Source organism: Microcoleus sp. B7-D4 (assembly GCF_036705125.1).
Classification (GTDB): domain Bacteria; phylum Cyanobacteriota; class Cyanobacteriia; order Cyanobacteriales; family Microcoleaceae; genus Microcoleus.
The window spans coordinates 1-26,989 of the sequence record NZ_JAUBTT010000006.1; the positions used below are offsets into that span (position 1 = coordinate 1).

Here is a 26,989-nt window from a genome sequence, read left to right on the forward strand (position 1 = left end):
TCGCTTGCAGAGTTTCGAGCATTATCTGAATTTCGGGGTCACTCCAATTGGAACCTTGCAGTGTTAGTCCTGCGATGTCGATGCCCCTCGCACGGTCTACATTGTCTTCCCCTTCAAGCATCAGAACGAGAACGGGTTCACCGTCTGGCAGTGCTTCTAGTAGTTCGACAACTTCATCAATCCGATATGCAGGCCAGCGAGTATCGCCCTTGCTCCAGACTTCCTTGCCACTAGGGTCTATGTGAATTTGGCGGCAAGTTTTGTCGCGTCCCTTTGGTTTACTGGCATCAGACCAATCAAACCGCAAAACCTTTTGAGTGTCGCTGTAGGCGTAGGTAATCTGTGTGGCACTGTCGGGAACGCCTTTAGGAAAGTATTTAGGTTGTTCGGTGCGAGGTGGTTTTCCGGGTGCAGGTAATCTCAGAAGTTTCGCGCCGATCGGAATTGGTACGGGTAGGTATTCCTTCTTTTTGGCTTTTGGCTTCTTTGCTTGTGGTTTGCTTGCCTGTTGCTTAAGTTTTTCTTCTTCACACTCTGCTAAAAATTCAGCCAGTGGCCGGATAGCTTCCCGGATGTCAGCAGTTGAGCACTCGTTCGTCCAGCATTGGTACTTGCCGTTCTTGGAGTTAATCCCTAAGCTATGACCCTCGCAGACAGGGCAAATATAGTAATTTTTGGCTTTGCCTGGTTCTAGTTTGTCCAGATGGTCGCGGATGTCAAATTTTTTGGGAGTGCTTGAAGTTTGGTCGTTATCTGGAGTAGAATTGTCGTGCATGGAAATTTCTCGCCCTAAGCGAGTTGAATCCTCAAAACCGTTGCAAGTCGGGTACCAATCGAGAGCAGCGGTTTTTTGGTGTTTACAATTTTTGGAAAATTTAAGGCATAGGAGGTACCGCCCCGCTAGTTGACTAGGGGTGCGATTAAGCTGTCGTTACGAGCACAGCCACCTATTTCGGCATCAGGAAATGGGATAAAGATTGGGAAGGATGGCGGCGCCCGATCGGTTGCTCGAATAGGTAACTGAATGTCGGTGTCTACGGTTACAGATTCTTTGGCAAGCTCAAGACGAGTTTCGGGAGTTTTCTCAGGCTTGTTGATGAGATACCTTATCTCTGCCAACATCTGTCCCCGGACTGTGCAGCAAATGTATTTCCAGAACCTCATCTTTCTCGGATTCCATTCCCGGCTGCGTTCTCCAAACTCCACAAGAGATTCTCCGGCCCCTCCATTCCAGAAAGGCTTTAGACTGCGCTTGACTCGTTTGATGAACCCGTAAATACATTTCACATCCATATCGAACATTTTAAGCGACAAGTCGCACTTGATAATCTCGGACAGATTTTGTCCCGGCAACGAACCGAAAACGTAAAAAAAACGTACCGTTTCTCTACCAAAACTCACTCGTCGGGTTTAAAGGTAAAAGCACTAGACGAGTGAGTCAGAACAAGGCTTTCGGCGCCGCCAAGTCAGAGGGACTCTTGTCCGAAATTTCGGACGGATTTTTCTGTGCCCTGACCACCCAGAACTGCGTCCCACGGTCGAGGTTGTGGTTCCCCTGGTGTTGACGGAACTGCTCCCCCAGGTTGAGGCAATTGCAATTCGTTGAGGTAGTAAGCGTACTGATTGCCGTCCCCTCGTTGCGGGTAGAACTTGCCGTTAGTTTTCCAGAAGAAATCTTTACCTCGCAAAACCGCCAATACTAACTCTATTTCTGACTTAGTACCAGTCAATCTTAGGGCTGCCGTGGTTGGGATGTTTGGCTGTTTAATCATCACCTTCCCCCTTCACAAATGGCATCAAAAATTCATACTCAGCCTTCGCGTCCCGGTAGGATTGACTACTGCCGGCACTAACTCCCCAAACTTCTTTAAGGATTTTATTCTTGCCAGTGATGCCCTTCGCGTGACATTGCAGAATTAATTCGATTTGTTCGCGCTGCCTAGTGGATAAATTCACTACAGCGAGTTCGCCAGAATCGCCAGAAGTCTTATTCAGTAACAGTTCTAGTGATTCTCTTATCGAATCGAGTTCTGCCTCTTGTTCGTCTGTTCGTTCGTTTGTTGCCAGAATTTGTTCTGCTTCCTGTTGTCTTTGTTTCTGAGAAATGTATACGCTTGTCGAGATTTCATCCACCACATCAGCAGTGATTGCCCGCTCTTTAATTGCCTCAATCTCCCCTTGCTCAGACAGCTTGCGAGCGATATTGCCAGCGGTAACAGCACAAGCAATCGCAGCACACAAGCTGACACCTTGCAGTGCTTTGTGAGTGTCTAGCGTTTTGTCCAGGGCTGCTAATGGAGTCAACCACAGCACTACAGAGGACGCGCTCAACATAAACAGTTTTAGCTGCATGATTCCCCCTCAAATAACTTACTTGAATGATTGTTGATTTCGCTAGCAGCTTTCTCAAAATCAAGGTTTTCAGCTCGAATCGCTTTTTCCAAAGCAGCGGAAATTCTGTCTTCAAATTCGTACTGTAAATCTGTAAAATCCCAGTTAAAAATTTCACAGTCGTCTTCCTTTTGTCGCTTAGTCCTTGCGTATTCTTTCAAGTTTTCAGCTTTTACTTCTTCGACAAATTGCGAGAGAAGATTGATAAAATCTTCTGTAGTCAAAAAGTCTAGCTGCATGGAAACACCCCCAAACCAATCAGTAACATCGCTAAACCACCGACTAGAACTGCTTGTAAATCAGCAACTGTAATCTTAAGTAGTTTGCTCAGGGAGTAGTCAAGTAACCAGCTCAACCCCCAAGCAATCGCAATCGCTGCTAACAAGAATGAGACGGCTTTCGTTGTCATCGGATGCAGACTCGCTATCCACCCCAAAAGGGAGAAAGCGACGCATCCGGCAAGGAAGTAATTTGCCAGATACATCGCTTTCATTTAGTGAGTCCCTCCTGTGAGTTTTGCCTTGATTTCATCAATGCGAGTCCGGGCATCACTGTCAGCCTTATCAATTCCTAAACCCAGTCGGGCATATCCGGGACGCAAGCTGTGCAAGTGCTTAGCCAGTCGAGTGTCTGAGCGTTTTTTACCCAGTTCATTATCAGCCACGACACCCTCATATTTGCGGTGATGGCGGTGAACTTTAGCATCGGCTTCTTCAACTTTTGCCAGTGCTTCATAGGCTCGCTTAGATTGTCTTGCCCCGTCTGTTTTCTCCTTTGCTAAATCCTTCATTGCGTCCGCTTCTTCCTTGGTAAAGTAGCGCGGTGCTGGCACAACTGGCACACTACGGATGCTGGAAAAATTACCAGGATTTAGCGGTGTGATGACACTTGCGTCGGTGCTTGCCAGAACTTTTGATTTGTCGATTGCGTGTCCGCCGTCGTTGCTGGCTGTGAGTTTTCCAGCATCAGAATTACCACCAAACAGTCGCAGTTGTAAGCTCATAGTTTTGTCCCAATTTGAATGTTGATGCGAACAGGAGAGGGAAATAAATTCAGGGGATTGATTTGTCGCCACATAGACATTGCCAGCACAAGCAGTCCCGCCGATGCGAGTGCGAGTGCGATGAGTTGTCCAATGTCAACCCAGTCTAAAAAGCTGGTGGAAGTCTGGCGGGTGAAACCACACACAGGGAACGAACCATCGTTAGTCCAATCTAGGGTATCTACACTTTCTAGAGCTGTGTCTAGTGGTGCAGTCGAGGTATACAAGCAGTCGAACTGCTTGCGACTACTTGCGACTGTTTGTGTAACTTCGGGTACTGTGTCAAGCAGTTCAGGCACTGCGTCTACACTTTCTAGAACTGTGTCTAGTGGTATGTCTAGCACTGCGTCTACACTGCCTACATTCACTGTGTCAAGTGATTCACCGTCAACGAGGTACAGTTCTAGCAGCGCTTCCCATGTAGCAGTTTTGCTAAGCTTCCCGAACTGTCTGGCGTCTTCATTGGTGAATCCACGGTCAAAGGCGATCGCCTTTAATTGGTCAATGCGACGGTAGCTGACGGTAGGCTTAGTCATGGCTGACAAGCCCCTCTACGCCTTGCGCGTAACCGATTCCTGTCAAATAACTGCAGCCACGTCGTTCTAAATCGCCTCGCCCTTGATACCGCTGTTTCCGAAGCTTAGGGAAAATCTCACACAACCTGCGGGATAACTGGTTGATAGCTTTAACAGGGTTGTCCCGCTTGTTTGGTAAGTCCCGCCAAGTCAACTTTTCTTTGCCCTTCACAGTCTCAACCTTCAGCACCCCAGTCTTGATGTACCAGTCGCGCAACTGTTGCCAGAGGTCAGAAACGTAAACCTTACCTTCGGGTTGATATTCCAAACCGACTTCACGGACAAATTCCATCAAATGACTGGTACTGCGCGGTGTCCACTTGGGCTGCTTCTTGTCCTTTGCCTTGGTCTTATCCAGGCTAGCTAGGGCTGTTGCCAGCATTTTCTGCTGTTCTGCCAGCATTTTCTGCTGTTCGTTGATGACATCAACTTGGCTCTGTGCAAGCTCTATGAACTGAGATAATTGGGGGTCAAAAACCTGTTCAGGAGCGGAATGAGAATAGCTTCCCGTCCGGCGGATGCTCGGCAGCACTTCCTCAAAAACCCAAACTCGGAAACGCTGCGCCGCTGGTTTGTCCGATCGAAAAATAAGTTCGTACAAACCGGGCTCAGTTACGGTGAGAACTTGTTGAGGGCCACCAGGGGTGATCATCGAATGAACACCCTTCCAGTTTGCAGGCATCTTGCTCAGGCGTTCCGACAAGGTGCTTTTACTGATTCCCAAAACAGCACCCACATCGGCGGCCGACCACTCAAGGGGTTCGGTTAAACCGAACACCTTTATCTCTTGGCTCTCAAAATTGAAAATTGATAACTCAGTCATTACAAAACCTCGCAAACTCAATCATTAAGAGTTGCGATCGTCCGCAAAGACAACCGTCCAAAAATGTCATAATTTATCGGCTCCAACCGTTGTACTCGAACGTTTGGGGAAGTCGTGGTTTGGCTAGCATTGCAAGTGCTCGTCAACCGCGCATCAATCTTCCTTAGTTACTCACGATTGCAGACTTCCAATTCCTTGTCAACACAGGAAGTGTAAAGTTTTGTTTCGCAAAAGTTGCCCGTAGAATCAACATCCTAATAGCATCAAAGCGGGCGTAAATGCTCCAAAATCTTGCCGTCTAAATAGACAGCATTAATCACCCTTTCCGACGTATCGCACCATTTAGCCACAACCGCACTCGGTACACCCTTGCCAACTTGTTCGCTGATAAAAGTATCCCGGCAAGAGTAAGGGGTAGTAGTCTTAGAACCCTGTTCATGTTGCCTGGTTTTTTCGGTAATCGGGTCAACCAATTTATGCCATACCTGTTTACTGAAATTGTTGTAATTAATCGCCCCGCCCTTAATAGGTGATGGAAATACCAACCTATCCTTGTCTGTCAGATTTTGTGGCTTGATACCTTTCAACAACTGAACCAGTTCTTGATTGCAAGGAAATTTACGCCGTTTGTTGTTTTTACTGCCGTCAACCCTTGTCTCCTTACCGCTTGGGTGCTGTATACTCCCATTAAACACAATGTGAGAAAAGTCAGTAGCAATGTCAGACCACCTCAACCCAACAGCTTCTGACGGACGGCATCCAGTCAGCAGCCAGAACTGCACCATCGGGTAGTAAAAACAAAACTTTTGCCCGGTTTCTCCCCTCCCATTCCAAGTACCTCTATGGTTCTTAAAAGCCTCCAATACCAGCTCTTTTTCTTGCGCTGTAAATGCGTTCGGTTCCGGGTCACTTTCCCAGTTGTGCTTAGGCAATTCCGCTGCCAGCCCTTCAAACGGGGATACAGTTAAACCCTTAACAATCTTGAACTTAATCCCCCATTTCACCGCTGCATTTAGGTGAGTCAAAATCCTTTTAGTCATGCTGTTAGTCGTATCTTCCAACAGCCAAGCGCGTACCTGCAAAGCACAGTCCTCTGATAGAGGCTGGTAGGGGCAACGGTCAACATAGCTTTGAATGCCTGTTACCAAGTAGTTAAAAGTTGTGGCCTTGAGTGCTGGTTTCTTGAATTCCAAATATTTAGCAAACAGCTTAGTCAGTGTCAGTTCCGGATTAGGCTTGACTGTCTCAATAACAGTCAGGTGAGTCTGTGACTTGTACTTTTTGAGTGTGGGGTCAAACCGCTCAAACTTGATGTCGGATTCAATCACCCGTGCTTTAGCTTCTGCCAGCTCTCGGTTTTCATCGGTGTCAGCCAAATTGAGATATAGGAATTTTTGCTTACCTCCACAAAGATGCCTCGGCATCTGCAAGCGCAACCTCCCCTTGTCAGTCCCAACAACAACAGAACCCTTGGAAGCTTTTCTACTAAATTCCAAAATTTTGGTCATGTTTTACTACCCAAGCTAGACCCCTCAATTTTACTCAACTGACTAGAGAATGACTAGAAAAACCACCAATGAGAATAAGAGTTTTGCCCTAAGCCTTGTCAGATAAAGCTTGTGACCATTTGCGCCTAGCGCCTTCCAAGCTAATTATGCGGGTTCGATTCCCGCTGCCCGCTTGCGCCTATAAAAACCTCAAACTAACGAGAAATCAACGGTTTGAGGTTTTTTATTGCTGATTTTTTGGGTTTTGGCGGGGTCAACTTGACTAGAAATTGGATACAAATTGGAGACAAAATGACTACGATTTGACTACGGAACGACCAAACTGAGTATCAACTGAGTATCAAATGACTACCCGATCGCCCTTTGTGGAGACAATTTGGAGACAAATGAATACAAATTGAATACAAAGCATAACTGTATTCAGTTTGAGCCGTTGAGGTTTGCAAGTATCTCTCAAAACGCCTCCACATCTGAGCTTGTGGTGAGCTCGGTACAAGAACAATTGGTTAACATAGAGTGCCCTGATTTGACAAGCTTGCCGATCGAACTCAGCTTGAGTTATGACTGATTCGGAGTCGCATCAGTCACAAGGAGGGCCCGTGAAATATTTTTCAGTAGTAATGTATTTGCTGCGGGAACGGCAACAGTTTCTCGAAGAAATTCGCCAAGGTGTCAAGCTCAAATCTAAAATTTTCGGTTTGTTGATTTCTAGTACCGTATTTTTTGCCATTTACGGAGCGATATTAGGTGCCTCTAGTACGTGGATGCAATGTCTGGTTTCAGCAATTAAGTTGCCAGCACTTTACTTGCTGACGCTGATTATCTGCTTTCCCACACTTTACTTTTTTAATGTCATGTTTGGTTCAAAACGAACTTTTGAGCAGTATTTGACATTGTTGATGACAGCGATGGCGATGATTAGCGTTTTGTTGTTTGGATTTGCACCTGTTAGTCTGTTTTTTCTTCTGAGCAGTACCAATTACAATTTTTTTCTAGTGTTGAATGTTGCTATTATGGCAATCACAGGATTTTTGGGAGTAAGTTTCATTTATCAAGGAATGCACTTTCTGTCTGAACAAGATGCCGAAGGCAAAGACATCAGGCTAAATATTTTGCGCTTTTGGTTGGGACTATATGCGTTTGTTGGCACTCAGTTGGGATGGACGCTGAGACCGTTTTTTGGGTCGTCGGGAATGGCTTTTCAACTCTTCCGAAACCGAGAAAGCAATTTTTATATGAGTCTGTGGCAATCAATTATGTCTCTGGGAGGATCGTAATTAATCCGAATTTAAGGAGCTTTTAAAGAGTGATACAAGCGGATTTGGAACAGTTAAAAATTCCTGAGAAGGAGTTGGAGGATTTGAGCGGAATAGCTTTGAGCGACGGTTTTGCAGCGGATTTTTACCGACATGCTGCACTCCGGGACGGGAAAAAGCTGTTTTCTCTTTTGTTGAATGAGTTGCTGATATTTTGCCTGACATTAGTTGTTTCGCTGCCGATTGCTTTACTGGCTAATCAACATAAGGTTGGTTCATTTAGCGATGCTGAGATATTTGTCCGGGTTTTACAAATAACTTTGGGTTTGTCGCTGGCGATTACTGTGGCTTGGAATGTCTATAAATGGGTTAAGGCCAAGCCTCTGGCAACGCTAGCCGGTCTGCTGGATGAAGTTGAGAAGTATCATGAGGTGATTCAGGCTTTAGATATTATCGATCGCCTAACGGCTGCTGGCAATTTACAAGCCAATTTAATTAACCGAGGAGATGCAATTGAGGCATTAAAAATTACTAGAGAAAGTTTAGTCTGTGCTTTGAAAACAGAGAGGATTCTCAGGGAAAATCAGCAATTTATCGACCGCCGTTACGAGTTATTTGCTAATATTGAAAGTAATTTGGCTGCTTTGATGGCGGTGGATGTGAGCAATCGGGCGACTGAATACGGGCGGTTGCTGAATGAGGCTTTGGAAATTGGGATGAGCGTACACAAAGAGGTAAGAAAGTTACAAAATAGCAAGTAAATAGGGATTACATACACGCAATGTATTTATGTCTCTTCTAGGATTTTGGTAATTATTGTTGTGAAAAGGCGATCGCAACTAGGAGAAGCCTTGCGTACCTTGTCAACATCTAAAAGTTCTAACAGTTTGGGAGCGTGTCGTGTTTTGTGATATTTACCTTTAGAGGTTTTATTAGTGGCTGATTTCAGCCACTGACTCAGGTTGTATTTTGAAACTTTCTCCACGCTTTGATTTCCCTGCCTTTTGTGAAGATAATCTTCTTTAAATCCGCCCTTATAAAACTTGCTTAAAGCATCAATATCAGCAATAAACCAAGCCTCCATAGTTTGTACCATTAAGTGGCAACAGGCATCATCACGCCCCTGGGTCGCCAAAATCCAAGGTTGGTCTTCTTTTCTGCTCCTTAAATGCTCCCAAGGTGTGTGAGTTTCAGGAACAGGAGATTCAGAATCAACAAGCAAAACATTAAAAGCATCTGGATAAGATTCCATACTCATTAGGAAATCTTCGCAAGCATCGCCGCGAGATCCAGACATGATTGACAGGATTTTTATGCCTTTGCTCTCTGCGAGATCGTAGAGTTATTTGAAGAGATGAACAAAACCCGCTCGCAGCCCCGCTGTTGTCTCTTTTCCTGCCGGAATTTTACTCCTAAATCCCGGACGTTGTTGAGGTATATTTTCTGTTGTACTTTCATCTTCACTTTCATCTCCAATGCCTTCAATATAAATACGAATCTCCCTTACCATCGGTTTCCTCCGATGTGTCCCATCCGCCACAAATCTCCTAGAGTGTACTTTTCCAGCCACTTTTTAAGTTGCTGAGGCTCTAGACGGCGCAAGTGACTGCCTGTGTTATTCTGTTCGCAAACTAAGACGGATTCGGGAACTTCACTCAAACCAGAAACTAAAGCATCAGAATGAGTAGTAACAATTATTTGAGTTCTTTTAGATGCCGCAATTAGCAATTCAGCAACAGTCGATAAGATATCTGGATGCAACCCTAATTCTGGTTCTTCAATACAAATCAGGGGCGGTGGACTTGGGTGGCAAAGTAAAGTCAGCAAGCACAAATAACGAAGGGTACCATCTGATAAACGGGTAGCAGGAATTGGTCGATTGAAGTTTTTATCCCTTAGAAATGTTTGTATTGTACTACCTTCAATTTTAGTTATGATGTCACCTACTGCCTCGTAAAACTTTTGCAACTGCTCGATTAGCAAAGGTTTAATACCTTGGTATTCTAAATTGTTCAAAACATGAGCAAGGTTACTTGCATCTTCTTCAAGAAAGTCATTTGGTAAATCAGATGGTTGGGGCTTTCTTGGTGGCGTGTACCTGCCTAAATTCCATTCCCGATAAATACGGATATTGGAAAACTGATTGTTTAAATAGGCTAACTCAGGGTAAAAATCTTTGTCTTGTTTTTGGGACAAAACTGATTGAGAAGGATTTATCTCGCCACGGCGAAGATGGCGTGGACTCCTATTAGTGTATGTACCTTTTCCCTCTGCTGAGACATTTCTAATATTTAAGACTGGATTTCCATTTTCATAGCGGTAGAAAAAATATACATCTTCATAATTTGGATCTAATTCTAATTCATTTTCTACATATTCATCTACAATTTGTAGTTTTGGACCTTCCATCGTGAAAGAGATTTGATAGCGTAAGGGGATAGTTTCTTCAGGGTAATCTACGGTTGCCTCGATTGTAGCTGTTGGAATATTGTTGGAATTTTTTTCATCACCTTTCCAAAGCCACTCGCCAATACCGCCTCCTTGCCGAAATGGAGTATTTATATCATTGGGTGTTGACTGTAAAATCCCCACGGCATCGATCAAGTTGGACTTGCCCGATGCGTTGGGACCAATTAACACATTCAGGGGTTGAAGTTCTATTTCCTCTCCTTCACTTCCGTAGGATAGAAAGTTTTTTAAGCTAAGAGTTCGGATAAATCTTTTGCCTTGCATCTCATCCTCCTATTTAAAGCTTTTGATATCTGCAAAAATAGTATCACACTTTCGTCATTTTAAGGTCAGTAATCTGGGGATTACTGACCTTAAAATAGAGTTGATAGCTAAGTCCTGGATTCGGAGCGCTCGATCATTTCAATCGTCAAAAATATCCAACTGTTCGCCCTCCGACTCTTTTTTACCATTTTTTTTAACACCTTTCCGCAGCCCGATCGCAATTTTACTATGTTTCTCAATCTGCTTCATCACCTGTCTCGCCCGGTCAATCACCGACGGCGGTAAACCAGCTAATCTGCCCGCTTCAATTCCGTAAGATTTGTCAGCACCTCCCGGCTGAACTTGGTGCAAAAATACGATTTGATCCGGCAATTCTTTCACTGTCACTTGATAATTTGCGACATTATCTAAAATAGAAGCTAACTCATTTAACTCGTGATAGTGAGTCGCAAAAATTGTCCGCGCCCGAATCTCAGTTGCTAAATATTCTGCCACAGACCAAGCAATCGAAAGTCCGTCAAAGGTTGCCGTTCCTCTGCCAATTTCATCTAGCAAAACCAAGGATTGCGGCGTCGCATGATTGAGAATATTTGCAGTTTCGTTCATTTCTACCATAAACGTAGACTGACCTGTTGCCAAATCATCTACTGCGCCGACGCGGGTAAAAATGCGATCGCAAATTCCCAAACTCGCAGCTTTCGCCGGCACAAAACTGCCCATCTGCGCCATTAACTGGATCAAACCCACCTGCCGCAAGTAGCAGCTTTTCCCGCTAGCATTCGGCCCGGTTAAAATAATTAAATCTGGGCGGTTTAGCGATTCTTCCCGACCCAAAAAAGCAGAATTAGGTACAAAAAATCCCGGCGGCAAAGACTTTTCCACCACAGGATGACAACCTTCAATAATTTTAATTTCCCGACTTTCTGTCATAGTCGGGCGGCAGTAATTTTGGTAAACTGCTACTTCGGCCAAACCGCACAAAACATCTGCCGCCGCCACGGCGCGGGAAACGTTGCGAATAATTTCGGCGTGTTCTCCTACCTCCGATCGCACTTTAGCAAAAATATCGTATTCCAATTGATTTAAATCTTCCCGTGCTGTCAGAATTCGCACTTCCCTTTCTTTTAATTCTTCAGTGCTATAACGTTCTTCATTGGTGAGAGTTTGCTTACGGGTGTAGTCCTTCGGCACTTGGTCTACTTTCGATTTGGTAATGCTGATGTAATAGCCGAAAGCTTTATTGTAGCCTACTTTTAAATTAGAAATTCCCGTGCGTTTTCTCTCGGTAGCTTCTAAATTTGCAATCCATTCTTGGTCGGCTGATGCAGTGTGGCGCATTTCATCTAGCATGGCATTGATTCCCGATCGAATCAAACCTCCTTCTTTTAAATGAATCGGCGGTTCGTCAACTAAATGAGCGTGAATTTTACTTGCTAATTCTTCTAAAAGTGGCGGTACATTTTGCAGCGCTTTCAAATAGGGCGAGATCCCTTGGGCTGCGATCGAAGCTAATTCCGGCAGTTTCGAGAGAGAATCAGCTAAAGCGACCAAATCCCGCGCGCTAGCTGTTCCAGAACCGGCGCGGCCTGTCAGTCTTTCGATGTCGTAAATTTGGCGCAGCAACTGCTGCAAATCTTGGCGCAGACCGTTATTTTCTACTAATTCTTGAATCGTGTCGTGTCGGGCGCAAATGCCTTTAATGTTGAGCAAAGGTTGCAGCACCCAGCGGCGCAAAGCGCGGCCTCCCATTGCGGTGCTGGTTTTGTCGATCGCCCACAGCAGCGAACCGTGAAAAACCCCATCTCTCACTGTTTGAGTAATTTCGAGATTGCGGCGGGTTTGGTAGTCGAGTATGAGAAAATCGGTGAGAGTGTAAGTGTGCAATCTTTGCAAAGAAACTGCTTTTTCCTTTTGAGTTTCTTCGATATATTGCAGCAAACCGCCGGCGGCGCGCACTGCGAGGGAAAGGTGGCCGCATCCCATACCTTCGAGCGATCGCACTTTGAATTTTTGTAGAATTCTCTGTTTTGCTTCGGACAAACTAAACGGAATTTGCGATCGCAAAGAATAGCAAAACGAATTCGGCAAACAATCGGGCAAATGCTCGGATTTCTCTCCGGGCCTCAACATAGTCACCAAATCCGGCGCATTAGTCGGTACCAAGACTTCCGAAGGCTGCAAGCGCAGCAATTCTAGGGTTAATTGTTCTAAACTGTCTGCTTGGGTAGTGACGAATTCTCCCGTAGAAATATCTGTATAAGCCAATCCCCAATGTTCCCCAGCGATGACGACTGCTGCTAAAAAATTATTTTGTCGGGGTTTGAGCATTCCGTCATCAGTCAAAGTTCCGGGAGTGAGAATGCGGGTAATTTCTCGCTTGACTTGGCGGCCTTCTTTAGCAGCAATCGAGGCATCTTCAACTTGATCGCAAACTACCACTGCATAGCCTTTTTCTACTAACATTGAAGTGTAGCGGTCTAGGGCGTGGTGCGGCACTCCTGTCATCGGCACTCTGCCAATTTCCTTGCCGCTTTCTTTGCTAGTACAAACAAGTTCTAATTCCTGCGAAATAGTAACTGCATCTTGGAAAAAACACTCAAAAAAATCTCCGACTCGAAACAATAAAAGTGCGTGGGGATACTGTTCTTTCACTTCCACATACCGCTGCATCATCGGCGTCAGCTTGGTGAATTCTAGTAGGCGGTGGTCGGCATTGCGGATGTTGGGTTGATTGGGATCTGTTGGGGTAGATGCAGTGTAAGGCATAAAAGGCGATCGATAAATTTTAATCTTTAACAACTTTAGCGCAAGCTCGGCTTTTAGCTCTAACTAATATACAATATTTGACGATTAATCCTCCTTAAGCAGGGTGCGTAATTCTCAAGATTTGGGCGGAGTATTGAGCTATACAAAAGTCACGCGCCCTGCTTAATAATCTATAAACCCGCTTTATACTTGAGAAGTTTTCGGTCGCTTTTTATCTAAAGTGAGCCAAAATATCGGTCTTAGTGAGATAAAGTGAGAAAAACTTATTTTTTGTGAGATGAGAGCGATCGGCGATCGACAAAAACAATCTCAGCTATGTAGTTGTTAGCTGTTATGGCAGAAGGAAGAAGGCTTTAGTTATCTAGGAGAGAAGGAAGAAGCAAGGATTTCAGCAATTAAGAACGTCCTAACCGTCGGGCGTGGTTGCTATAAATGTTGGTGGTTAACAGAACAATGTGAAATCTCCCGCACTTTAGTAGGAGGAGAAACTTTACATTTTTGTTATTGAAAACAGCCGGAAGATAGATTTGTAAATTATACCTTGGATAGAGATAAAATATATTTTATATGATTAAAATTAAAAAAATCCAAGTTACTAATTAATCGGCGTAGTAAGTTTAAGATTTACAATCAAAAATCTGCTAGCTAGTAGTTAACTAGAGGAGAACGAAATAATGAAGGCTCTTTGCTGGCACGGAGCAAATGATGTGCGAGTTGATAATGTACCAGACCCAACAATTATCAACCCGCGCGATGCGATAGTTAAAATCACGTCTACAGCAATCTGCGGCTCAGATTTGCACCTCTACGATGGCTTCATCCCGACAATGCAATCGGGCGACATCATGGGGCACGAATTCATGGGGGAAGTAGTCGAGCTCGGCAGCCAAGTCAAGAACTTAAAAAAGGGCGATCGCGTGGTCATTCCTTTTACTATTTCTTGCGGCAGTTGCTTCTTTTGCAACCGCGATTTGTGGTCGCTGTGCGACAACTCCAACCCCAATGCTGGGCTGGCTGAAAAAATGTTCGGTCATTCGCCGGCGGGACTGTTTGGCTACTCGCATTTAACGGGCGGCTATGCAGGAGGCCAAGCAGAATACGCGCGGGTTCCGTTTGCAGATGTCGGCCCTTTAAAAATTCCCGACGGACTTTCTGACGAACAAGTATTGTTCCTCACCGATATCTTTCCTACGGGTTACATGGCGGCCGAAAACTGCGACATTCAGCCGGGGGATACTGTAGCAGTTTGGGGATGCGGGCCGGTGGGACAATTTGCAATCAGAAGCGCGTTTATGCTGGGGGCCGATCGAGTAATTGCGATCGACCGCGTACCGGAACGCTTGCAAATGGCGGCTGCGGCCAAAGCTGAAATCATCAATTACGAAGAAATGGACGCCGGGGAAGCCGTCACCGAAATGACGGGGGGACGCGGGCCCGACTCTTGCATCGACGCGGTGGGGATGGAAGCCCACGGCACCGGTCTCGACGCTTTGTACGACAAAGCTAAGCAAGCCGTGCGGTTGGAGAGCGATCGACCTACGGCCCTGCGACAAGTAATCCTCGCGTGTCGCAAGGGTGGCACAGTGTCAATTCCCGGCGTTTACGGCGGCTTCGTTGACAAAGTGCCATTAGGTGCAGCTTTCAACAAAGGCTTGACCATGAAAATGGGACAGACGCACGTTCACCGCTATTTGCGGCCTTTGCTCGATCGCGTTCAAAAAGGCGAAATTGACCCGTCATTCGTAATTACGCACCGAATGAAATTGGATGAAGCGCCCCACGCCTACGACATTTTCAAAAACAAAAAAGACAACTGCATCAAAGTTGTCCTCAAACCCTAACTCGCATTTACCCTTCACGGAAAAACTATGCTTTTACAAGAAAAAGAATCAGGCGACTTGATAGAAATCCTCGATGTAGATGCTTTAATCAGCCCTACAAAAAATGAAGTGCCGGGAAAAAATCAAGCTGGTCAAGAAGAGCAAGAAACAGCAACTTTTCCAAAAAGTAATTTAGTGTTTCCTTCCGGTGAAACTCTGCCCCGTTGTTGGACTGAGGAAAATTATCAAACTCATTGATTCAAGACATTCCCCCTAGCCGGGAAGCTAGGGGTAGGGACACGGCACATAGCATTGGTGTCAACTTAAGACTGAAACCCCTGAGAAATCTCGTTTTTACGCTAAGTCTAGATCCCCCTCGCATCCCCCTTAAGAAGGGGGACTTTGAGAAGACTCTTGTCCCCCCCTTCTTAAGGGGGGCGCCAGGGTGATCTAGATTTAATGGTCAAACAGCAGTCTCTGGCTGGGTTTCACTCTTAAGTTGACACTCCTTGGGCACATAGCTGTCAGCTAAACCCGAAAAACCGCCCTCCCACAGGGGTTAAAACCTCTGCAGGAGGGCGGTTTTGACGTGTTTTTTGACACCAGGAGGACACAGCGCTGTGTTTGTTTAAATAGAATGTACGATCGACCAAATTTCATATAGTCTTTAGTTCGCGGGCGCGAGAAACCGCATTAAACTAAAGTGATAAAGATAACCGGGTTTGATTGAATTTCTTTATGACTAAAAGCTGATTCCCTCCCTCACGGGCAGCGTTAAAACTAATGAAAGTTAATCAAACAACCCTGGGAGGAATCCCCCATGTTTTACCATAAGAAGCCACTACAGTATTACAAAAGACCAGAAAAGCCAGATGCCGTTTACGCCAAGAAGATACAAGAACTAATTGGCGGTACATTTGGCGAAATGACTGTGATGATGCAGTACCTATTTCAAGGTTGGAACTGCCGAGGCCCTGCCAAATATCGCGATATGCTGCTTGATGTTGGTACAGAAGAAATCGGGCATATCGAGATGTTAGCAACTATGATTGCTCACTTGTTAGATAACGCTCCTGTATCTCTGCAAGAAGAAGGTTTCAAGGATGCTGTGGTGGGTGCTGTGATGGGTGGAAACAGCCCGCGAGATGCGATCGCCGCCAGCATGAATCCGCAGCACGCAATTGTATCGGGTTTGGGCGCACTTCCTAGCGACAGCGTAGGGTATCCCTGGAACGGCCGTTATATCGTTGCTAGCGGCAATCTTTTAGCAGATTTTCGCTCGAATTTGCACGCCGAATCGCAAGGAAGATTGCAGGCTGTGCGGATGTATGAAATGTCAGACGATCCGGGCGTCAAAGACACCCTGAGTTTTATGATCGCCCGCGACACGATGCACCAAAATTTGTGGCTGGCGGCGATCGAAGATTTAGAAAGTTCGGGAATGGAAACAACACCTGTTCCGAGTTCCTTCCCGCAGGAGTTGGAAAAGTCAGAATTTGCTTATCAGTTTTGGAATCATTCTGAAGGTTCCGAAAGTAGCGAGGGACGCTGGGCGAAAGGCAAATCAATGGACGGCAAAGGCGAGTTTGAATATGTACCCAATCCCCAACCGTTAGGGCCAGAACCAGTACCCCCGCCGCCAGAACCAAAATTGCACGGCACTGGCATGGTATAGCCAATCAAAAAGTTAGTAATGGAGTTTCCTGTCCCCGATCGAGTAATTAAGTAATGAAGGACTAAAGTGCTTACTCCTAACCTAACAAAAACTAAAGTTCTTACTACGAACCCAAACCTTCGTAGTAAGAACTTTACTACATGATTGGCTAATTAATTAGTTAAGGATTTCAGTCCTTACTACAAACCAGATTTTGACCCGAAGTCTAATAACTAACAATAAATAAGTTATGCAACTGCAAGCAGTAATTCTCGATATTGACGGTACTCTGACGCTCAGCAATGACGCCCACGCTCAAGCTTGGGTAGAGTCATTTGCGGCTTACGGCTACGAGGTGCCGTTCGAGAAAGTTCGCCCGCTAATTGGCATGGGAGGCGACAAAGTTATACCCCAAATGGTATCAGGACTTTCCGACGAAGCAGGCGACGGGAAAAAGATTGCACAGCGGCGCAAAGAACTGATTATTAACCGCTTTTCTCCCGATCTTTCACCAACCCCCGGTTCGCGGGATTTGCTGTTAAAAATGCAGCAAGAAGGATTGCGGCTAATTATTGCTACTTCAGCTACCACCGAAGAACTTTCCGGTTTGCTGAAAGCTGCACAAGTTGACGATTTATTGGATCAAGCGCAAGCGGCGACATCGAGTGATGCGGAAGCTTCTAAACCGGAACCGGATATTGTGGAAGCTGCTTTGAGCAAATTGCAGATGGAAGCGAGTCAGACGGTGATGTTAGCTGATACTCCTTACGATATCGAAGCTGCGGGCAAGTGCGGGGTGCCAGTAATTGCTTTTCGGTGCGGAGGTTTCGATGATGCTTCGCTGGCAAATGCTGCGGCAATTTACGATCACCCTGCTGATTTGTTGGCGCATTATGACGATTCTATTTTAGGGAAAAAGGAATTGGTAGCGCGTTGAAGTAATACGGGCGATCGCGGGTGGATTGCCACTATTAAGCGCGATCGCTCAAAATCCACTCTACCTGATGGGCTTCTGTGCGATCGGGAATATCTAGGCGCGCAGCTAATTTGCGAATGACTGCTTCCGGTACAGTTGCTGTGCGCGATCTATTCCGCTGCAATATTTCTTCTAGAGGTACTTCTAGATAAACAATGCGAATGCGCGCTTCGTAAGCAGCAAAAAAATTAATTAATTGCTGCCGCATTTGTTTAGTTGTATTCGTGGCGTTCCACACAAAAGAACGCCCCTCATCCATGTATTCTCGCGCTCTTTTTTTGGCGGCTGTCACCACATTTCCAGGGGTTTCGTCGGGAGGGACATTCATCTCTTTTCGCAGTGCATCCAGCGAGATTACTGGCAAATTTGGGAGATTTTTCTGAATCCAATAATCTTTACCACTTGCCGGCAAGCCCGACATCAAAATTACTTCACATTTAGTGTCGTCAAATGCTTCGTAATCCGGGTTTCCGTTCTCTTTGCGGAAGTAGATAAATCGGCTGTGTGCGGAGGGGAATTGTCGGGGAGAATCCAAACAATTATTTTCTTGACAAAACTCCCGAAATAGTTCTATTTTATCAAGCAATTCTTGTCTGTCGCTACACTGTCGGCCGCGCACGTCTGCTTCGGCTAAAAGTGCGAGGAAATCGCAGCGGACAACTTGACTGACTTTAATTACAGACTGCTGGGGGTTGGGTTTGTCGATCAGCCAGATGGGTAAACTACCGAATTGGACGATCGCCACAACTGTTTCGCGAATCTCAAACTGCACGGGCGGGTCGAATTGAGATAAAATTTGTCTGACCATTCTCGCACCTTGGCGGGCGTGACCTTTTGAACTAATTCTGCCGTCGGCTTCTATTGTTGTAAAGGCGGGTTTGGCGACATCGTGCAGCAAAGCGGCGGCAAAAAGTATCGATCGTTCTTTTTCGGGAAGTTGCCGCCAATTCGGGGAAGATATTAATGCTTCGCAGACCATTCTGGTATGAATTAAAACGTCTCCTTCCGCGTGATAAATCGGGTCTTGCTGGCATCCTTTTAAGTTTTGAATCCAATCGAAATGATTTTGAATGCTGTCCCACTCCAGAAACCAATCGGGGGGTTCGGGACAAAAGGGAAAAGTCCAAGTTGGGGATTGTGATAATAGAGCAGTCATGGTTTCACCTCTTTGTTAATATAGTAAGATGTCGAATTGGCACCTTTATTTTTTAGTCCGCGAAGGCGGACTTCGTTTGTGTAGTCGCGGTTTAAACCGCCGAGTATTATAATAGTTATAGTTAGGGCGCAAGTCCTGTGAAATTAAATAAATCTGCACCGGGACGCAGAATATTGGGTACAATTGGGCGATTGAGCCAATGTCCTTCGGCGTTTTTAATCGCTGTTAAAAAACTGGCACGCACGTATTTGTAACGCGCCTTGACAATTCCGTCTTCCTCTACTTTAATATACAAACCTTCCATAATATCGCTCTTGTCAGTCTCTTTCAAACACCGCTCCTCATCTAATCCCAATTCCCCGCAGTACAAACGCAAGCGTTCCAAATGTCCAGGTTGAATAAAATTAGATTTTTCCATAAACTGCATCATTTGCTTTGGAGATTTCAGGACTCCCGAAAACAGCACGGGAACGGACACTAACGGCAGTCCGCTTAACAACTTGCGGCGGGATTCTGTACTCATAAATTGACTGGTTTCTAAGTCGAGCACATCGTATTCCATAAAATAGTGCGGCAAAAAATCATAAAAAACAGTGTGTTTGGCATACAGCCATTCGCCGTAAAGAATGTAGCGATTTCCCAGCACTTCTCCCAGCGCCCCGCTGAGACTGAAAGCCCATTGTTTGAATAAGTTAAAATGTTTTTCCCTCGGCCCGCCGGTGAGATAGTGGCCGCGACTTTGCAGCAGCATTTGTCCATCTGGTGCGAAGCTGATGCCTGTATTAGCGCCGTCTACCTTTTCTTCTATAATTAGAGGGCGATCGATCAGGGCGCTAAATGGCACGCTGTCGAGGTCTTCATCACCCGGTTGGAAACGCGAACCTTCGATGTGATAAGTTCTAGGATATTTAACAATTTTGAGCATCAGCCCATCCCTTTGAGATTTGAGACTTTAGAGGCGACCCAATCTATTTAACCATTATAATGGAATTATAACAAAGGAGCGTGTAAGTTGAAAAGTCAAAGTTTCCAGAGCATATCATCAGCAATCGCTGGGATTCTATTAGTAGGCGCGCTACTCCTCGGATTAAACTCTTTCGTCGTTATCAATCCCGGTGAAGCAGGGGTGGTTAGCGTTTTAGGAAAAGCCACAGATGGAGCATTGTTAGAGGGGTTTCATCTCAGACCCCCGTTGATATCCAAGGTAGATGTGTACGATGTAACAGTGCAAAAATTTGAAGTTCCCGCCCAGAGTGCTACTAAAGACCTTCAGGATTTAAATGCTAGTTTTGCGATCAATTTTCGCCTCGATGCTGAGAAAATAGTGGAGATCAGAAGGACTCAAGGAACTTTGGAGAATATAGTCTCAAAAATTATTGCTCCTCAGACGCAAGAAGCATTTAAAACAGCGGCTGCACTGAGAACCGCCGAACAATCTATTACTCAAAGAAGTGAACTGAAGCGAGACTTTGATACTGCGCTGAAGGAAAGGCTATCAAAGTATGATGTAATCGTACTCGATACGAGCGTTGTTAACATTCGATTCTCCACAGATTTTGCGAAAGCGGTTGAGGAGAAACAGGTTGCTGAACAGCGAGCGCAAAGGGCTGTTTATGTGGCTCAGGAAGCAGAACAGCAGGCTCAAGCTGACATTAACCGCGCTCAAGGTAGGGCTGAAGCTCAAAGACTTTTGGCTGAAACTTTGAAGGCTCAGGGCGGCGATTTAGTGCTGCAAAAAGAGGCGATCGAAGCTTGGAGAAGCGGCGGCGCTCAGATGCCAAAAGTGCTGGTTATGGGCAGCGGTTCTAGTCGGGTTCCTTTCATTTTTAATATGAGCGATATTCAGGAAGAACCCGATCGCCCGCAAGTGACCAACGATTAAAACATGACTGACGGTAACAAACCCGGTGTCTGGGAAAATATGGGCTTTGCTAACCAGAAATCTCGGAATAAACCGGGTTTCCTCAGAAAGCGCACATAAGTCTTATGAGAATTGCCGGAATATGCTACACTTCTGAAAGCCACAATATAACGACAGGTTTCAAACTGTCGTTATAAAAGCGAAGTCCGCAATTAACACGTAGGCAACACACTCATTTTAGGAAGCAAGGAAAAATCATGACCCGCGCTATAATGGAAACCGACAAAGGCACAATCAATTTGGAATTGTTCGATGCGGATGCGCCTAACACAGTGAAGAATTTTGTTGACTTGGCCGAAAAAGGTTTTTACGATGGATTGGCTTTTCACCGAGTCATTCCTAACTTTATGATTCAAGGTGGCTGTCCAAAAGGCAATGGAACGGGCGGCCCCGGCTACAAAATCAAGTGCGAAATCAACTCGAACAAACATGAGGCAGGAACTTTATCGATGGCTCACGCAGGTAAAGATACGGGTGGTAGCCAATTCTTTATTTGCCATTCTCCCCAGTCTCATCTAGATGGAGTTCACACAACTTTTGGCAAAACTGAGGATATGTCTGTCGTCAATGCTATCCGCCAAGGTGACAAGATTATTTCGCTCAAAATTGAGCATTAATTTTCAGTAATTTAGTTGCGTTTGTAGTAAGGACTTTAGTCCTTATTGCAAACAAAACGTGTGAAATTTAAGAGTTTGAAACTCTACAATTTATGACCCATAATTTCTTGAGGGTACCCGCCACGTGATTTATCCGTGGAATCAATCCAAAATCCAAAATCCTTGCATCCTCAAGCCCCCGGATTTATCCGTGGTGTCAATCTAAAATCTAAAATCTAAAATCTAAAATCGAATGACTGTTATCAATGATAATGCTGTGGTGACTGAGTTAACTGAACTATATTTAAAATACGAAAAAGCTCTTTGTACGAATGATATTGAAACTCTTGATAATTTGTTCTGGGATGCGCCGGAAGTTGTGCGGTTTGGGGTGACGGAGAACCTCTACGGGAGCGATGAGGTGAGGGCTTTTCGCAAAGGACGATCGCCTGTAAATGTCGATCGAGAAATGTTCAACCTCAAAGTCGTGACATTCGATGCAGACACGGCGGCTGTGACGCTGGAATTTCGCCGTGTAATGGATGGAGTAGTACGGCTGGGGCGGCAAAGTCAGATGTGGCGCAAGTTTCCTCAAGGGTGGAAGATTGTTTCCGCTCACGTTTCTTTTTTGCCGGTGTAAATGTTAAAGGTAAGGAAACAATAATTGTCTAAAGCAGGCGGACTTTATGACTGAATCATTCATCCTCTAGAGCAACGTCTAATAATTCAATTTCCAAACTTTCTTCCTCATCTTCATAATTAAATTCTACTCTGCTCTGCTTAATAATCTCGCTCAATATATTGCTTAAGTACCCTTTTGCAACAGCTTGTTCAAATCTTTCTATCAGAATAGGAACATTGATTATTTCTTATATACATTCCATGTACTGAGATACTATAGCATTTATTGAATACAGCTTTCGAGCTTGTGCTTCAATCTTTGATTTAATTTCCCTATCTGAATCTAAAGATTTAACTACAAATGTTATCGGATACCTTTCAATTTTATCAATGTCTAGGAAATATTTATTTACATCTACAGTTTCAGTCACCTGAAAAAAACGTCCTAGGGGTTTCATTACAAAGTCAATTCCCCCATCATTAGCATTTGTCCTACCTGTTTTAAACAGCTTTAAATTTTCTTGCTGGAGTCTGTCTAGTGCATAACCCCAATAAATAACTCGGTCATTGTAGTAGTATTTTAATATACTGTAGCTGACTATCTCGAAAATTCGAGCATCTACATTTGGGGCTACCATTTGTTTGATAAATTCTCTGACTTGAACCTCGGTCAATCTTTGAGCATCTTTACAAATTTGAATAAACTTTTCAAAGCTATCTCTCTTAGCTTCAACGTAAGCATCAATTATGTGGATTACTGTTTCGGCTATATTGTGTTCATTCTCATTGATTTTGACTTTTAATAAATTTTCGTTAAACCAATACCTGTTATTTTTCTGATTTCTCAAAATTGGGATGAACTCACAAGTGGGAAAATATCTTTTAAATTCTTCATTCATCCTATGGTTCAAGCCATGATTTTGAAGCTTTTGCCCGAATGGTAATTCACGCTGTCTCTTAAAAAGATTCGTATAAACTGCACCTTCATAATCTGAATACATTCCTGTCTGATGAAAATTTTTCACCAAATAATCTTCAACTAAAACATAGATTGCGTATAAGTTGGCAAAACTTCCTCTTGATTTTGAGCCTTTATTTGAAGATTTAGTCTTGATATTCAAATATAAAATTAGCTGGCTTTCACGCAAGATTTGATACCCAACTTCGCCAAACTTATCCTCTAAAATTGTCTTAATTATTTTTGTAAATTCATGTTCCATTTTTATTATAGCTGTAAGTTTAGTGTTAGCTGCTGTGGCGAAACTTCACCGGAGTTGACTTCAGACATGAGAGCCTCTTCACTCTCATCCGGGGTAATTTGCAACCTCCGCAATCCTATTTGTAGATACTTTTCTTGTAATTCTATGCCGATTGACTTTCTGTTAAGCTGCTTGGCAACAAATGATGTTGTAAAAGTTCCCGAAAATATATCTAGTACAACGTCGCCCTCATTACTACTGGCTTTGATAATTCTTTCTAACAACGATGTTGGTTTCTGGGTAGGATGTTCCTCATACTCAGGCATACGATATCTAACTCGCGGAAACTCCCAGACATTACCGGGAACTTTTTTAGAATTATATACTGATGGTGTAGCCTTGCGGTAGTCAATTAGTTTTCTAACAGCTCCGGTTTTCGCCTCTACCAGAATATCGGAGGAATTGAAGGTATAATTTCGTTTGTCCTTGACGCAATATAAAATTGGTTCGTACAGAGAACCGTAAAATTTTTTTGCTTGTACGCCCGAACTGTCATAATACCACACTATTCGAGAAAGGATTGTTAAGCGATCGCGCAAATATAAATCAAAGTAGGGCATACTTTGAGTTGACGCCATTAGATACAAACTGCCGTTATGCTTGAGCTTATTAATACATAAGTTCAACCAAGTATAACTCCATTCTAAATAATCGCTTTCAAATTCCCACTTGTCTTTAAAACCATTGAAATTTTTGCCAATATTATAGGGAGGATCTGCAAAAATTAAATCTATTGAGTTGTCTTCGATTTCACTCCCAAGCACTTCTAACACATCTCCTAAGATGAGTTTGTGGTCGTCAATTTCAAAGATTTTCATTTAGCCTAGCCTCTTCCAATAAATATTGGCTCTTGTCAAGTGTACTCAGATATATTCTATAAATATTTAATACAGTTCATATTTGAGCAAAGTACACGGAATCGAGCCATTAAAAACCGGAATTCGCCGCGATGTCCTGAGTCCCACCTTTTTACCCAACTCCTTATTTCCAGTCAAAATAAACGCATTCCAACCTTTAAAACGATTCTTGAAAATATCCCCTAACATCTTGTACAAATCTCCCAATTCGCTAGCATCTCCCAGGCGCTCTCCGTAGGGAGGATTGCAAATCAGAACGCCTCTGTCTGCGGGGGCTTCCAACTGAGATAACTCGGTTTGAGCAAACTGAATCTTACCGGAAATACCGGCTTGCTGCGCGTTCGTGCGAGCTTGAGTTAACATATCAGAATCGCGATCGCACCCTGCAATCACCTCTTTAAGTTCCGGTAATTCGCTGTTTTCCGCTTCTGCCCACAATTTATCCCACAAAGGTTCGTCAAAATCCCGCCAAGTCATAAATCCAAACTTTTCTCGAAACAATCCCGGTGCAATATTCAATCCCTTTAAAGTCGCTTCCAAAGGCAAAGTTCCCGAACCGCACATCGGGTCTAAAAACGGCAAATCAGGCGTCCATTCTGCCATCTCCAACAAAGCCGCAGCTAGGGTTTCTTTCAGGGGAGCAAGCCCCATCGCCGGTCGATATCCCCGGCGGTGCAAACTGCCGCCCGAACTGTCTAAACTTAAAATAGCTCTATCTTGATGAATGTGAAGGTTAATTAGCAAATCGGGATGCTCTACATCAACATTAGAACGCTTGTTAAATTGCAGGCGCTGTTGGTCGGCGATCGCATTTTTGACCTGCAAAGCTGTAAAGTGAGTGTGGTTCAACTTTTCGTTGCCGCCGGTGCAGTTTACTGCTAAAGTATTGTCGGGATATAAGTATTCGTCCCAAGGGATTTTCTGCACTTCGCGGTAGAGCATATCCGAGTTGTAACACCGGAATTCGGCGATCGGCATTAGCACTCGAAAAATAGTTCTCGACCACAGATTGACGCGGTACAATAAAGTGCGATCGCCCGCAAAGTAAACCCCTGTAAAATCTGGCTTGACATCCTGGGCCCCTAAACGTTCTAATTCTTGGGCGGCAATTGTTTCTAAACCGCGCGCAACAGTAGCAAAATATTGATTCATTGATAATTGGGAATTGGGAATTGGGAATTGGGCATTGTTACTAACAACAGACACCAGACTGATGACTATAATAGCTGGTTTTAATCCTAACTATCAAAATAAATACTCTACCTTTACGATAAATCACTCGCATTAATCTGGGTGGGGGCGGGTTTGAGAGATTGTTCTTTGTTGGCTGTGATTGTTTGTGAAACCCGCCCCTACAGATTGTGAGAAATGTGCAAGTCACAAACTGTCAGTGGGGGCGGGTTTGAGAGATTGTTCTTTGTTGGCTGTAATTGTTTGTGAAACCCGGCCCTACAGATTGTTAGAAATGTGCGAGTCACAAACTGTCAGTGGGGGCGGGTTTGAGAGATTGTTGTTTGTTGGCTGTGATTGTTTGTGAAACCCGCCCCTACAGATTGTTAGAAATGTGCGAGTCACAAACTGTCAGTGGGGGCGGGTTTGAGAGATTGTTCTTTGTTGGCTGTGATTGTTTGTGAAACCCGCCCCTACAGATTGTTAAAAATGTGTGAGTCACAAACTGTCAGTAATACTCGTGAAATTAAAAGCTTTCACGCGCACTCCGGGCACGACACTACCCCCGTAACGCTTCACCGTACTAACTGCATCCACATCGCGCAACATATCAGGTAAAACTTGATTGAAACGCAGGTTTTTAATCGGGTAAGCAATTTTGCCATCCTCAATCCAAAAAGTACCGTCGCGAGTCATTCCCGTTACTTCCAAAGTTTTCGGATTAACGTAGCGCACGTACCAAGCTCGACTGACAAAAATCCCTCGCTCGGTTTGAGCAATTAAATCTGCTAAACTTTGGTCGGAACCTGTCATTACGATCGGGTAATAAGCACCTTTCGCCTCTTTGCCTTTTTGTGCCGCCCAGTAGCGGGAATAAGACAAACTTTGAGGGACGCCATCTTTGATGATTTCCAAATAGTTATTGCTCAATCCGTCGCCGAAAAAAGTATTCGATCGCAACAAAGGATGAGCCGGATCGCGCTGCACTTGCACTAACGGGCTGAAAATTTGTTCCCCCGCGCGGTTTCCCTCTGCATCGGCGATCGACATAAACGATCGCCCCTCATCCGCCGCCCTCGCATCCAGCCCCCAAATCACCCACGGTAGCAAGCCCGCAAAAGCAGCGCCGTCAAAGATTACCGGATAAACGCCGGGGGTGATGGGGCGCGGGTTGCGGGAGGATTTCGCCCGATCGAGCACTTGTTCTGCTAATTGGGCGATCGGCAATTCGTTGATACTCCAAGCAGTGATCTTCGCCCAACTAGAACCGTCTTCAACGCGAGCAGTAAAGCTGAAATCCGCATCTGTAGAATGGTTGCAGGCGCGGAGTCCGGTTGACGAGGCGATCGCGTACAGCGACGCCTCAGTGCTCAAAGTGCCCGAACCATGAGCGCCCCCCTGGGAGGATCTGGCGCACGCTTGCTGCACCATTTCGGCCCGCGCTAGAGGCGATACAGTTGCCGTTGCTGCGTCGAATGCGGGCGATCGCAAATCGTAGGTTTGAGGTGGCAGCAGCGGCATCCATTCGGGGTCTGCCGGCGCAATTCGGGCCAATTCTTCCGATCGCTTGACTGCGGAGGCGATCGCATCTTCATCAAATTCTGTAACAGCAGCAGAGGCGCTTTTGTTACCAAAATAGCTAGTAATGCTCAGGTTAAATACAGTTTTGCTGATATTTTGGCTGATTTGATTTTCCGAGAAGCGGGAAAGAGATTCCTCGCCAGTAGAGAGACTGACAAATACTTCCTCTGCTTTGGAGAGTTTGACTGCTTTTTCTACTAAAGATAAGGCTTGGTCTTCACTTAAAAGTGCGGGCGATGTTGTTACGAGCATAAGCTAAAGTCCCGGAATATTTGTTGTATTTG

The 26,989-nt window shown here is 44.8% G+C and carries 28 protein-coding genes and 1 pseudogene; 9 read left to right on the forward strand and 20 right to left on the reverse strand.

All coding sequences use genetic code 11. From position 1 onward, the window contains the following. The 10 genes and pseudogenes from QUB12_RS03380 to QUB12_RS03425 all read right to left on the reverse strand — a co-directional run. Positions 1 to 775, reverse strand: a pseudogene (locus tag QUB12_RS03380) (DUF5906 domain-containing protein); the annotation flags it as partial. A gap of 125 nt (positions 776 to 900) precedes the next feature. Continuing rightward, entirely contained in the window at positions 901 to 1,401 is a 501-nt protein-coding gene (locus QUB12_RS03385; protein ID WP_333305482.1) for a hypothetical protein, read from the reverse strand. Positions 1,402 to 1,466: 65 nt separating this feature from the next. Then, on the reverse strand, positions 1,467 to 1,772 hold the full coding sequence (locus QUB12_RS03390) for a hypothetical protein (protein ID WP_333305484.1): 306 nt from the start codon (positions 1,770 to 1,772) through the stop codon (positions 1,467 to 1,469). Then, on the reverse strand, positions 1,765 to 2,352 hold the full coding sequence (locus QUB12_RS03395) for a hypothetical protein (protein ID WP_333305486.1): 588 nt from the start codon (positions 2,350 to 2,352) through the stop codon (positions 1,765 to 1,767). Before QUB12_RS03395 ends, QUB12_RS03390 begins: the two co-directional genes overlap by 8 nt. Then, positions 2,343 to 2,630, reverse strand: a complete 288-nt coding sequence (locus QUB12_RS03400; protein WP_333148411.1) for a hypothetical protein — start codon at positions 2,628 to 2,630, stop codon at positions 2,343 to 2,345. The genes QUB12_RS03395 and QUB12_RS03400 overlap by 10 nt, the downstream gene beginning before the upstream one ends. After that, positions 2,621 to 2,884 carry a hypothetical protein gene (locus tag QUB12_RS03405; protein ID WP_333305488.1) on the reverse strand — a complete coding sequence of 88 codons (264 nt, stop codon included), beginning with the start codon at positions 2,882 to 2,884 and terminating at the stop codon, positions 2,621 to 2,623. Before QUB12_RS03405 ends, QUB12_RS03400 begins: the two co-directional genes overlap by 10 nt. Next, on the reverse strand, positions 2,885 to 3,394 hold the full coding sequence (locus tag QUB12_RS03410; protein WP_333305490.1) for a hypothetical protein: 510 nt from the start codon (positions 3,392 to 3,394) through the stop codon (positions 2,885 to 2,887). Beyond that, positions 3,391 to 3,969 carry a hypothetical protein gene (locus tag QUB12_RS03415; RefSeq protein ID WP_333305493.1) on the reverse strand — a complete coding sequence of 193 codons (579 nt, stop codon included), beginning with the start codon at positions 3,967 to 3,969 and terminating at the stop codon, positions 3,391 to 3,393. The genes QUB12_RS03410 and QUB12_RS03415 overlap by 4 nt, the downstream gene beginning before the upstream one ends. Next, entirely contained in the window at positions 3,962 to 4,831 is an 870-nt protein-coding gene (locus QUB12_RS03420; protein WP_333144895.1) for a BRO family protein, read from the reverse strand. The genes QUB12_RS03415 and QUB12_RS03420 overlap by 8 nt, the downstream gene beginning before the upstream one ends. A gap of 263 nt (positions 4,832 to 5,094) precedes the next feature. Continuing rightward, positions 5,095 to 6,339 carry a tyrosine-type recombinase/integrase gene (locus tag QUB12_RS03425; RefSeq protein ID WP_333305495.1) on the reverse strand — a complete coding sequence of 415 codons (1,245 nt, stop codon included), beginning with the start codon at positions 6,337 to 6,339 and terminating at the stop codon, positions 5,095 to 5,097. Positions 6,340 to 6,938: 599 nt separating this feature from the next. Between QUB12_RS03425 and QUB12_RS03430 the strand changes: the two genes are divergently transcribed. Together QUB12_RS03430 and QUB12_RS03435 are read left to right on the forward strand one after the other, a co-directional pair. Further along, positions 6,939 to 7,616, forward strand: coding sequence for an actin-binding WH2 domain-containing protein (locus tag QUB12_RS03430; protein ID WP_333144893.1), 678 nt, complete (start codon positions 6,939 to 6,941; stop codon positions 7,614 to 7,616). 29 nt (positions 7,617 to 7,645) lie between these two features. Beyond that, positions 7,646 to 8,356, forward strand: a complete 711-nt coding sequence (locus QUB12_RS03435) for a hypothetical protein (protein ID WP_333144891.1) — start codon at positions 7,646 to 7,648, stop codon at positions 8,354 to 8,356. Positions 8,357 to 8,382: 26 nt separating this feature from the next. Here QUB12_RS03435 and QUB12_RS03440 read toward each other — a convergent pair whose 3' ends face one another. The 4 genes from QUB12_RS03440 to mutS all read right to left on the reverse strand — a co-directional run bounded on the left by QUB12_RS03440 (position 8,383) and on the right by mutS (position 13,094). After that, complete coding sequence (locus QUB12_RS03440) at positions 8,383 to 8,892, reverse strand: DUF4276 family protein (protein ID WP_333144890.1); 510 nt, start codon at positions 8,890 to 8,892, stop codon at positions 8,383 to 8,385. A 45-nt stretch (positions 8,893 to 8,937) separates the two neighbouring features. Next, positions 8,938 to 9,105 carry a hypothetical protein gene (locus tag QUB12_RS03445; RefSeq protein WP_333144889.1) on the reverse strand — a complete coding sequence of 56 codons (168 nt, stop codon included), beginning with the start codon at positions 9,103 to 9,105 and terminating at the stop codon, positions 8,938 to 8,940. After that, positions 9,099 to 10,328 (reverse strand): AAA family ATPase, encoded by a 1,230-nt coding sequence (locus QUB12_RS03450; RefSeq protein WP_333144888.1) that lies wholly within the window; start codon positions 10,326 to 10,328, stop codon positions 9,099 to 9,101. Before QUB12_RS03450 ends, QUB12_RS03445 begins: the two co-directional genes overlap by 7 nt. Positions 10,329 to 10,466: 138 nt before the next feature. Further along, complete coding sequence (gene mutS, locus QUB12_RS03455) at positions 10,467 to 13,094, reverse strand: DNA mismatch repair protein MutS (protein ID WP_333144898.1); 2,628 nt, start codon at positions 13,092 to 13,094, stop codon at positions 10,467 to 10,469. A 674-nt stretch (positions 13,095 to 13,768) separates the two neighbouring features. Here mutS and QUB12_RS03460 point away from each other — a divergent pair. The 4 genes from QUB12_RS03460 to QUB12_RS03475 all read left to right on the forward strand — a co-directional run bounded on the left by QUB12_RS03460 (position 13,769) and on the right by QUB12_RS03475 (position 17,505). Then, positions 13,769 to 14,935: a zinc-dependent alcohol dehydrogenase gene (locus QUB12_RS03460; protein WP_333107537.1), complete on the forward strand. Its 1,167-nt coding sequence runs from the start codon at positions 13,769 to 13,771 to the stop codon at positions 14,933 to 14,935. Positions 14,936 to 14,962: 27 nt separating this feature from the next. After that, positions 14,963 to 15,172: an acetyltransferase gene (locus tag QUB12_RS03465; RefSeq protein WP_333144887.1), complete on the forward strand. Its 210-nt coding sequence runs from the start codon at positions 14,963 to 14,965 to the stop codon at positions 15,170 to 15,172. A gap of 562 nt (positions 15,173 to 15,734) precedes the next feature. After that, the gene (locus tag QUB12_RS03470) at positions 15,735 to 16,589 is read left to right on the forward strand and encodes a manganese catalase family protein (protein ID WP_333144886.1); all 855 of its coding nucleotides are present in this window, start codon (positions 15,735 to 15,737) and stop codon (positions 16,587 to 16,589) included. A 229-nt stretch (positions 16,590 to 16,818) separates the two neighbouring features. Then, positions 16,819 to 17,505, forward strand: a complete 687-nt coding sequence (locus tag QUB12_RS03475; RefSeq protein WP_333144885.1) for an HAD family hydrolase — start codon at positions 16,819 to 16,821, stop codon at positions 17,503 to 17,505. A gap of 34 nt (positions 17,506 to 17,539) precedes the next feature. On the opposite strand, the gene QUB12_RS03480 is transcribed toward QUB12_RS03475, so the two are convergent. After that, positions 17,540 to 18,700, reverse strand: coding sequence for an AAA family ATPase (locus QUB12_RS03480; protein WP_333144884.1), 1,161 nt, complete (start codon positions 18,698 to 18,700; stop codon positions 17,540 to 17,542). Positions 18,701 to 18,821: 121 nt separating this feature from the next. Beyond that, positions 18,822 to 19,625 carry an RNA ligase family protein gene (locus tag QUB12_RS03485; RefSeq protein WP_333144883.1) on the reverse strand — a complete coding sequence of 268 codons (804 nt, stop codon included), beginning with the start codon at positions 19,623 to 19,625 and terminating at the stop codon, positions 18,822 to 18,824. Between the two features lie 87 nt (positions 19,626 to 19,712). Here QUB12_RS03485 and QUB12_RS03490 point away from each other — a divergent pair, with 87 nt between their 5' ends. The 3 genes from QUB12_RS03490 (at position 19,713) to hpxZ (ending at position 21,857) form a co-directional block, all read left to right on the forward strand. After that, positions 19,713 to 20,582, forward strand: a complete 870-nt coding sequence (locus QUB12_RS03490) for a prohibitin family protein (RefSeq protein WP_333144882.1) — start codon at positions 19,713 to 19,715, stop codon at positions 20,580 to 20,582. Between the two features lie 236 nt (positions 20,583 to 20,818). Continuing rightward, complete coding sequence (locus tag QUB12_RS03495; RefSeq protein WP_333144881.1) at positions 20,819 to 21,238, forward strand: peptidylprolyl isomerase; 420 nt, start codon at positions 20,819 to 20,821, stop codon at positions 21,236 to 21,238. Positions 21,239 to 21,470: 232 nt separating this feature from the next. Next, positions 21,471 to 21,857 (forward strand): oxalurate catabolism protein HpxZ, encoded by a 387-nt coding sequence (hpxZ, locus tag QUB12_RS03500; RefSeq protein WP_333144880.1) that lies wholly within the window; start codon positions 21,471 to 21,473, stop codon positions 21,855 to 21,857. A gap of 229 nt (positions 21,858 to 22,086) precedes the next feature. Here the strand turns inward: hpxZ and QUB12_RS03505 are convergent, their stop codons facing one another. The 4 genes from QUB12_RS03505 to QUB12_RS03520 form a co-directional block, all read right to left on the reverse strand. Then, on the reverse strand, positions 22,087 to 23,058 hold the full coding sequence (locus tag QUB12_RS03505; protein ID WP_333144879.1) for a restriction endonuclease: 972 nt from the start codon (positions 23,056 to 23,058) through the stop codon (positions 22,087 to 22,089). 5 nt (positions 23,059 to 23,063) lie between these two features. Beyond that, positions 23,064 to 23,915, reverse strand: a complete 852-nt coding sequence (gene yhdJ / locus QUB12_RS03510; protein WP_333144878.1) for an adenine-specific DNA-methyltransferase — start codon at positions 23,913 to 23,915, stop codon at positions 23,064 to 23,066. 66 nt (positions 23,916 to 23,981) lie between these two features. Beyond that, a complete protein-coding gene (locus QUB12_RS03515; RefSeq protein ID WP_333144876.1) occupies positions 23,982 to 25,106 on the reverse strand; it encodes a THUMP domain-containing protein in 1,125 nt (374 codons plus the stop codon). 516 nt (positions 25,107 to 25,622) lie between these two features. After that, on the reverse strand, positions 25,623 to 26,957 hold the full coding sequence (locus QUB12_RS03520; protein ID WP_333144875.1) for a TldD/PmbA family protein: 1,335 nt from the start codon (positions 26,955 to 26,957) through the stop codon (positions 25,623 to 25,625). Positions 26,958 to 26,989: the final 32 nt, after the last annotated feature.

Excerpts from the sequence above, each read along its gene's own strand:
- QUB12_RS03390 (WP_333305484.1), bottom strand. The coding sequence starts at position 1,772 with ATGATTAAACAGCCAAACATCCCAACCACGGCAGCCCTAAGATTGACT.
- QUB12_RS03395 (WP_333305486.1), bottom strand. The coding sequence starts at position 2,352 with ATGCAGCTAAAACTGTTTATGTTGAGCGCGTCCTCTGTAGTGCTGTGG.
- QUB12_RS03400 (WP_333148411.1), bottom strand. The coding sequence starts at position 2,630 with ATGCAGCTAGACTTTTTGACTACAGAAGATTTTATCAATCTTCTCTCG.
- QUB12_RS03405 (WP_333305488.1), bottom strand. The coding sequence starts at position 2,884 with ATGAAAGCGATGTATCTGGCAAATTACTTCCTTGCCGGATGCGTCGCT.
- QUB12_RS03410 (WP_333305490.1), bottom strand. The coding sequence starts at position 3,394 with ATGAGCTTACAACTGCGACTGTTTGGTGGTAATTCTGATGCTGGAAAA.
- QUB12_RS03415 (WP_333305493.1), bottom strand. The coding sequence starts at position 3,969 with ATGACTAAGCCTACCGTCAGCTACCGTCGCATTGACCAATTAAAGGCG.
- QUB12_RS03420 (WP_333144895.1), bottom strand. The coding sequence starts at position 4,831 with ATGACTGAGTTATCAATTTTCAATTTTGAGAGCCAAGAGATAAAGGTG.
- QUB12_RS03425 (WP_333305495.1), bottom strand. The coding sequence starts at position 6,339 with ATGACCAAAATTTTGGAATTTAGTAGAAAAGCTTCCAAGGGTTCTGTT.
- QUB12_RS03440 (WP_333144890.1), bottom strand. The coding sequence starts at position 8,892 with ATGTCTGGATCTCGCGGCGATGCTTGCGAAGATTTCCTAATGAGTATG.
- QUB12_RS03445 (WP_333144889.1), bottom strand. The coding sequence starts at position 9,105 with ATGGTAAGGGAGATTCGTATTTATATTGAAGGCATTGGAGATGAAAGT.
- QUB12_RS03450 (WP_333144888.1), bottom strand. The coding sequence starts at position 10,328 with ATGCAAGGCAAAAGATTTATCCGAACTCTTAGCTTAAAAAACTTTCTA.
- mutS (WP_333144898.1), bottom strand. The coding sequence starts at position 13,094 with ATGCCTTACACTGCATCTACCCCAACAGATCCCAATCAACCCAACATC.
- QUB12_RS03460 (WP_333107537.1), top strand. The coding sequence starts at position 13,769 with ATGAAGGCTCTTTGCTGGCACGGAGCAAATGATGTGCGAGTTGATAAT.
- QUB12_RS03465 (WP_333144887.1), top strand. The coding sequence starts at position 14,963 with ATGCTTTTACAAGAAAAAGAATCAGGCGACTTGATAGAAATCCTCGAT.
- QUB12_RS03470 (WP_333144886.1), top strand. The coding sequence starts at position 15,735 with ATGTTTTACCATAAGAAGCCACTACAGTATTACAAAAGACCAGAAAAG.
- QUB12_RS03475 (WP_333144885.1), top strand. The coding sequence starts at position 16,819 with ATGCAACTGCAAGCAGTAATTCTCGATATTGACGGTACTCTGACGCTC.
- QUB12_RS03480 (WP_333144884.1), bottom strand. The coding sequence starts at position 18,700 with ATGACTGCTCTATTATCACAATCCCCAACTTGGACTTTTCCCTTTTGT.
- QUB12_RS03485 (WP_333144883.1), bottom strand. The coding sequence starts at position 19,625 with ATGCTCAAAATTGTTAAATATCCTAGAACTTATCACATCGAAGGTTCG.
- QUB12_RS03495 (WP_333144881.1), top strand. The coding sequence starts at position 20,819 with ATGACCCGCGCTATAATGGAAACCGACAAAGGCACAATCAATTTGGAA.
- hpxZ (WP_333144880.1), top strand. The coding sequence starts at position 21,471 with ATGACTGTTATCAATGATAATGCTGTGGTGACTGAGTTAACTGAACTA.
- QUB12_RS03505 (WP_333144879.1), bottom strand. The coding sequence starts at position 23,058 with ATGGAACATGAATTTACAAAAATAATTAAGACAATTTTAGAGGATAAG.
- yhdJ (WP_333144878.1), bottom strand. The coding sequence starts at position 23,915 with ATGAAAATCTTTGAAATTGACGACCACAAACTCATCTTAGGAGATGTG.
- QUB12_RS03515 (WP_333144876.1), bottom strand. The coding sequence starts at position 25,106 with ATGAATCAATATTTTGCTACTGTTGCGCGCGGTTTAGAAACAATTGCC.
- QUB12_RS03520 (WP_333144875.1), bottom strand. The coding sequence starts at position 26,957 with ATGCTCGTAACAACATCGCCCGCACTTTTAAGTGAAGACCAAGCCTTA.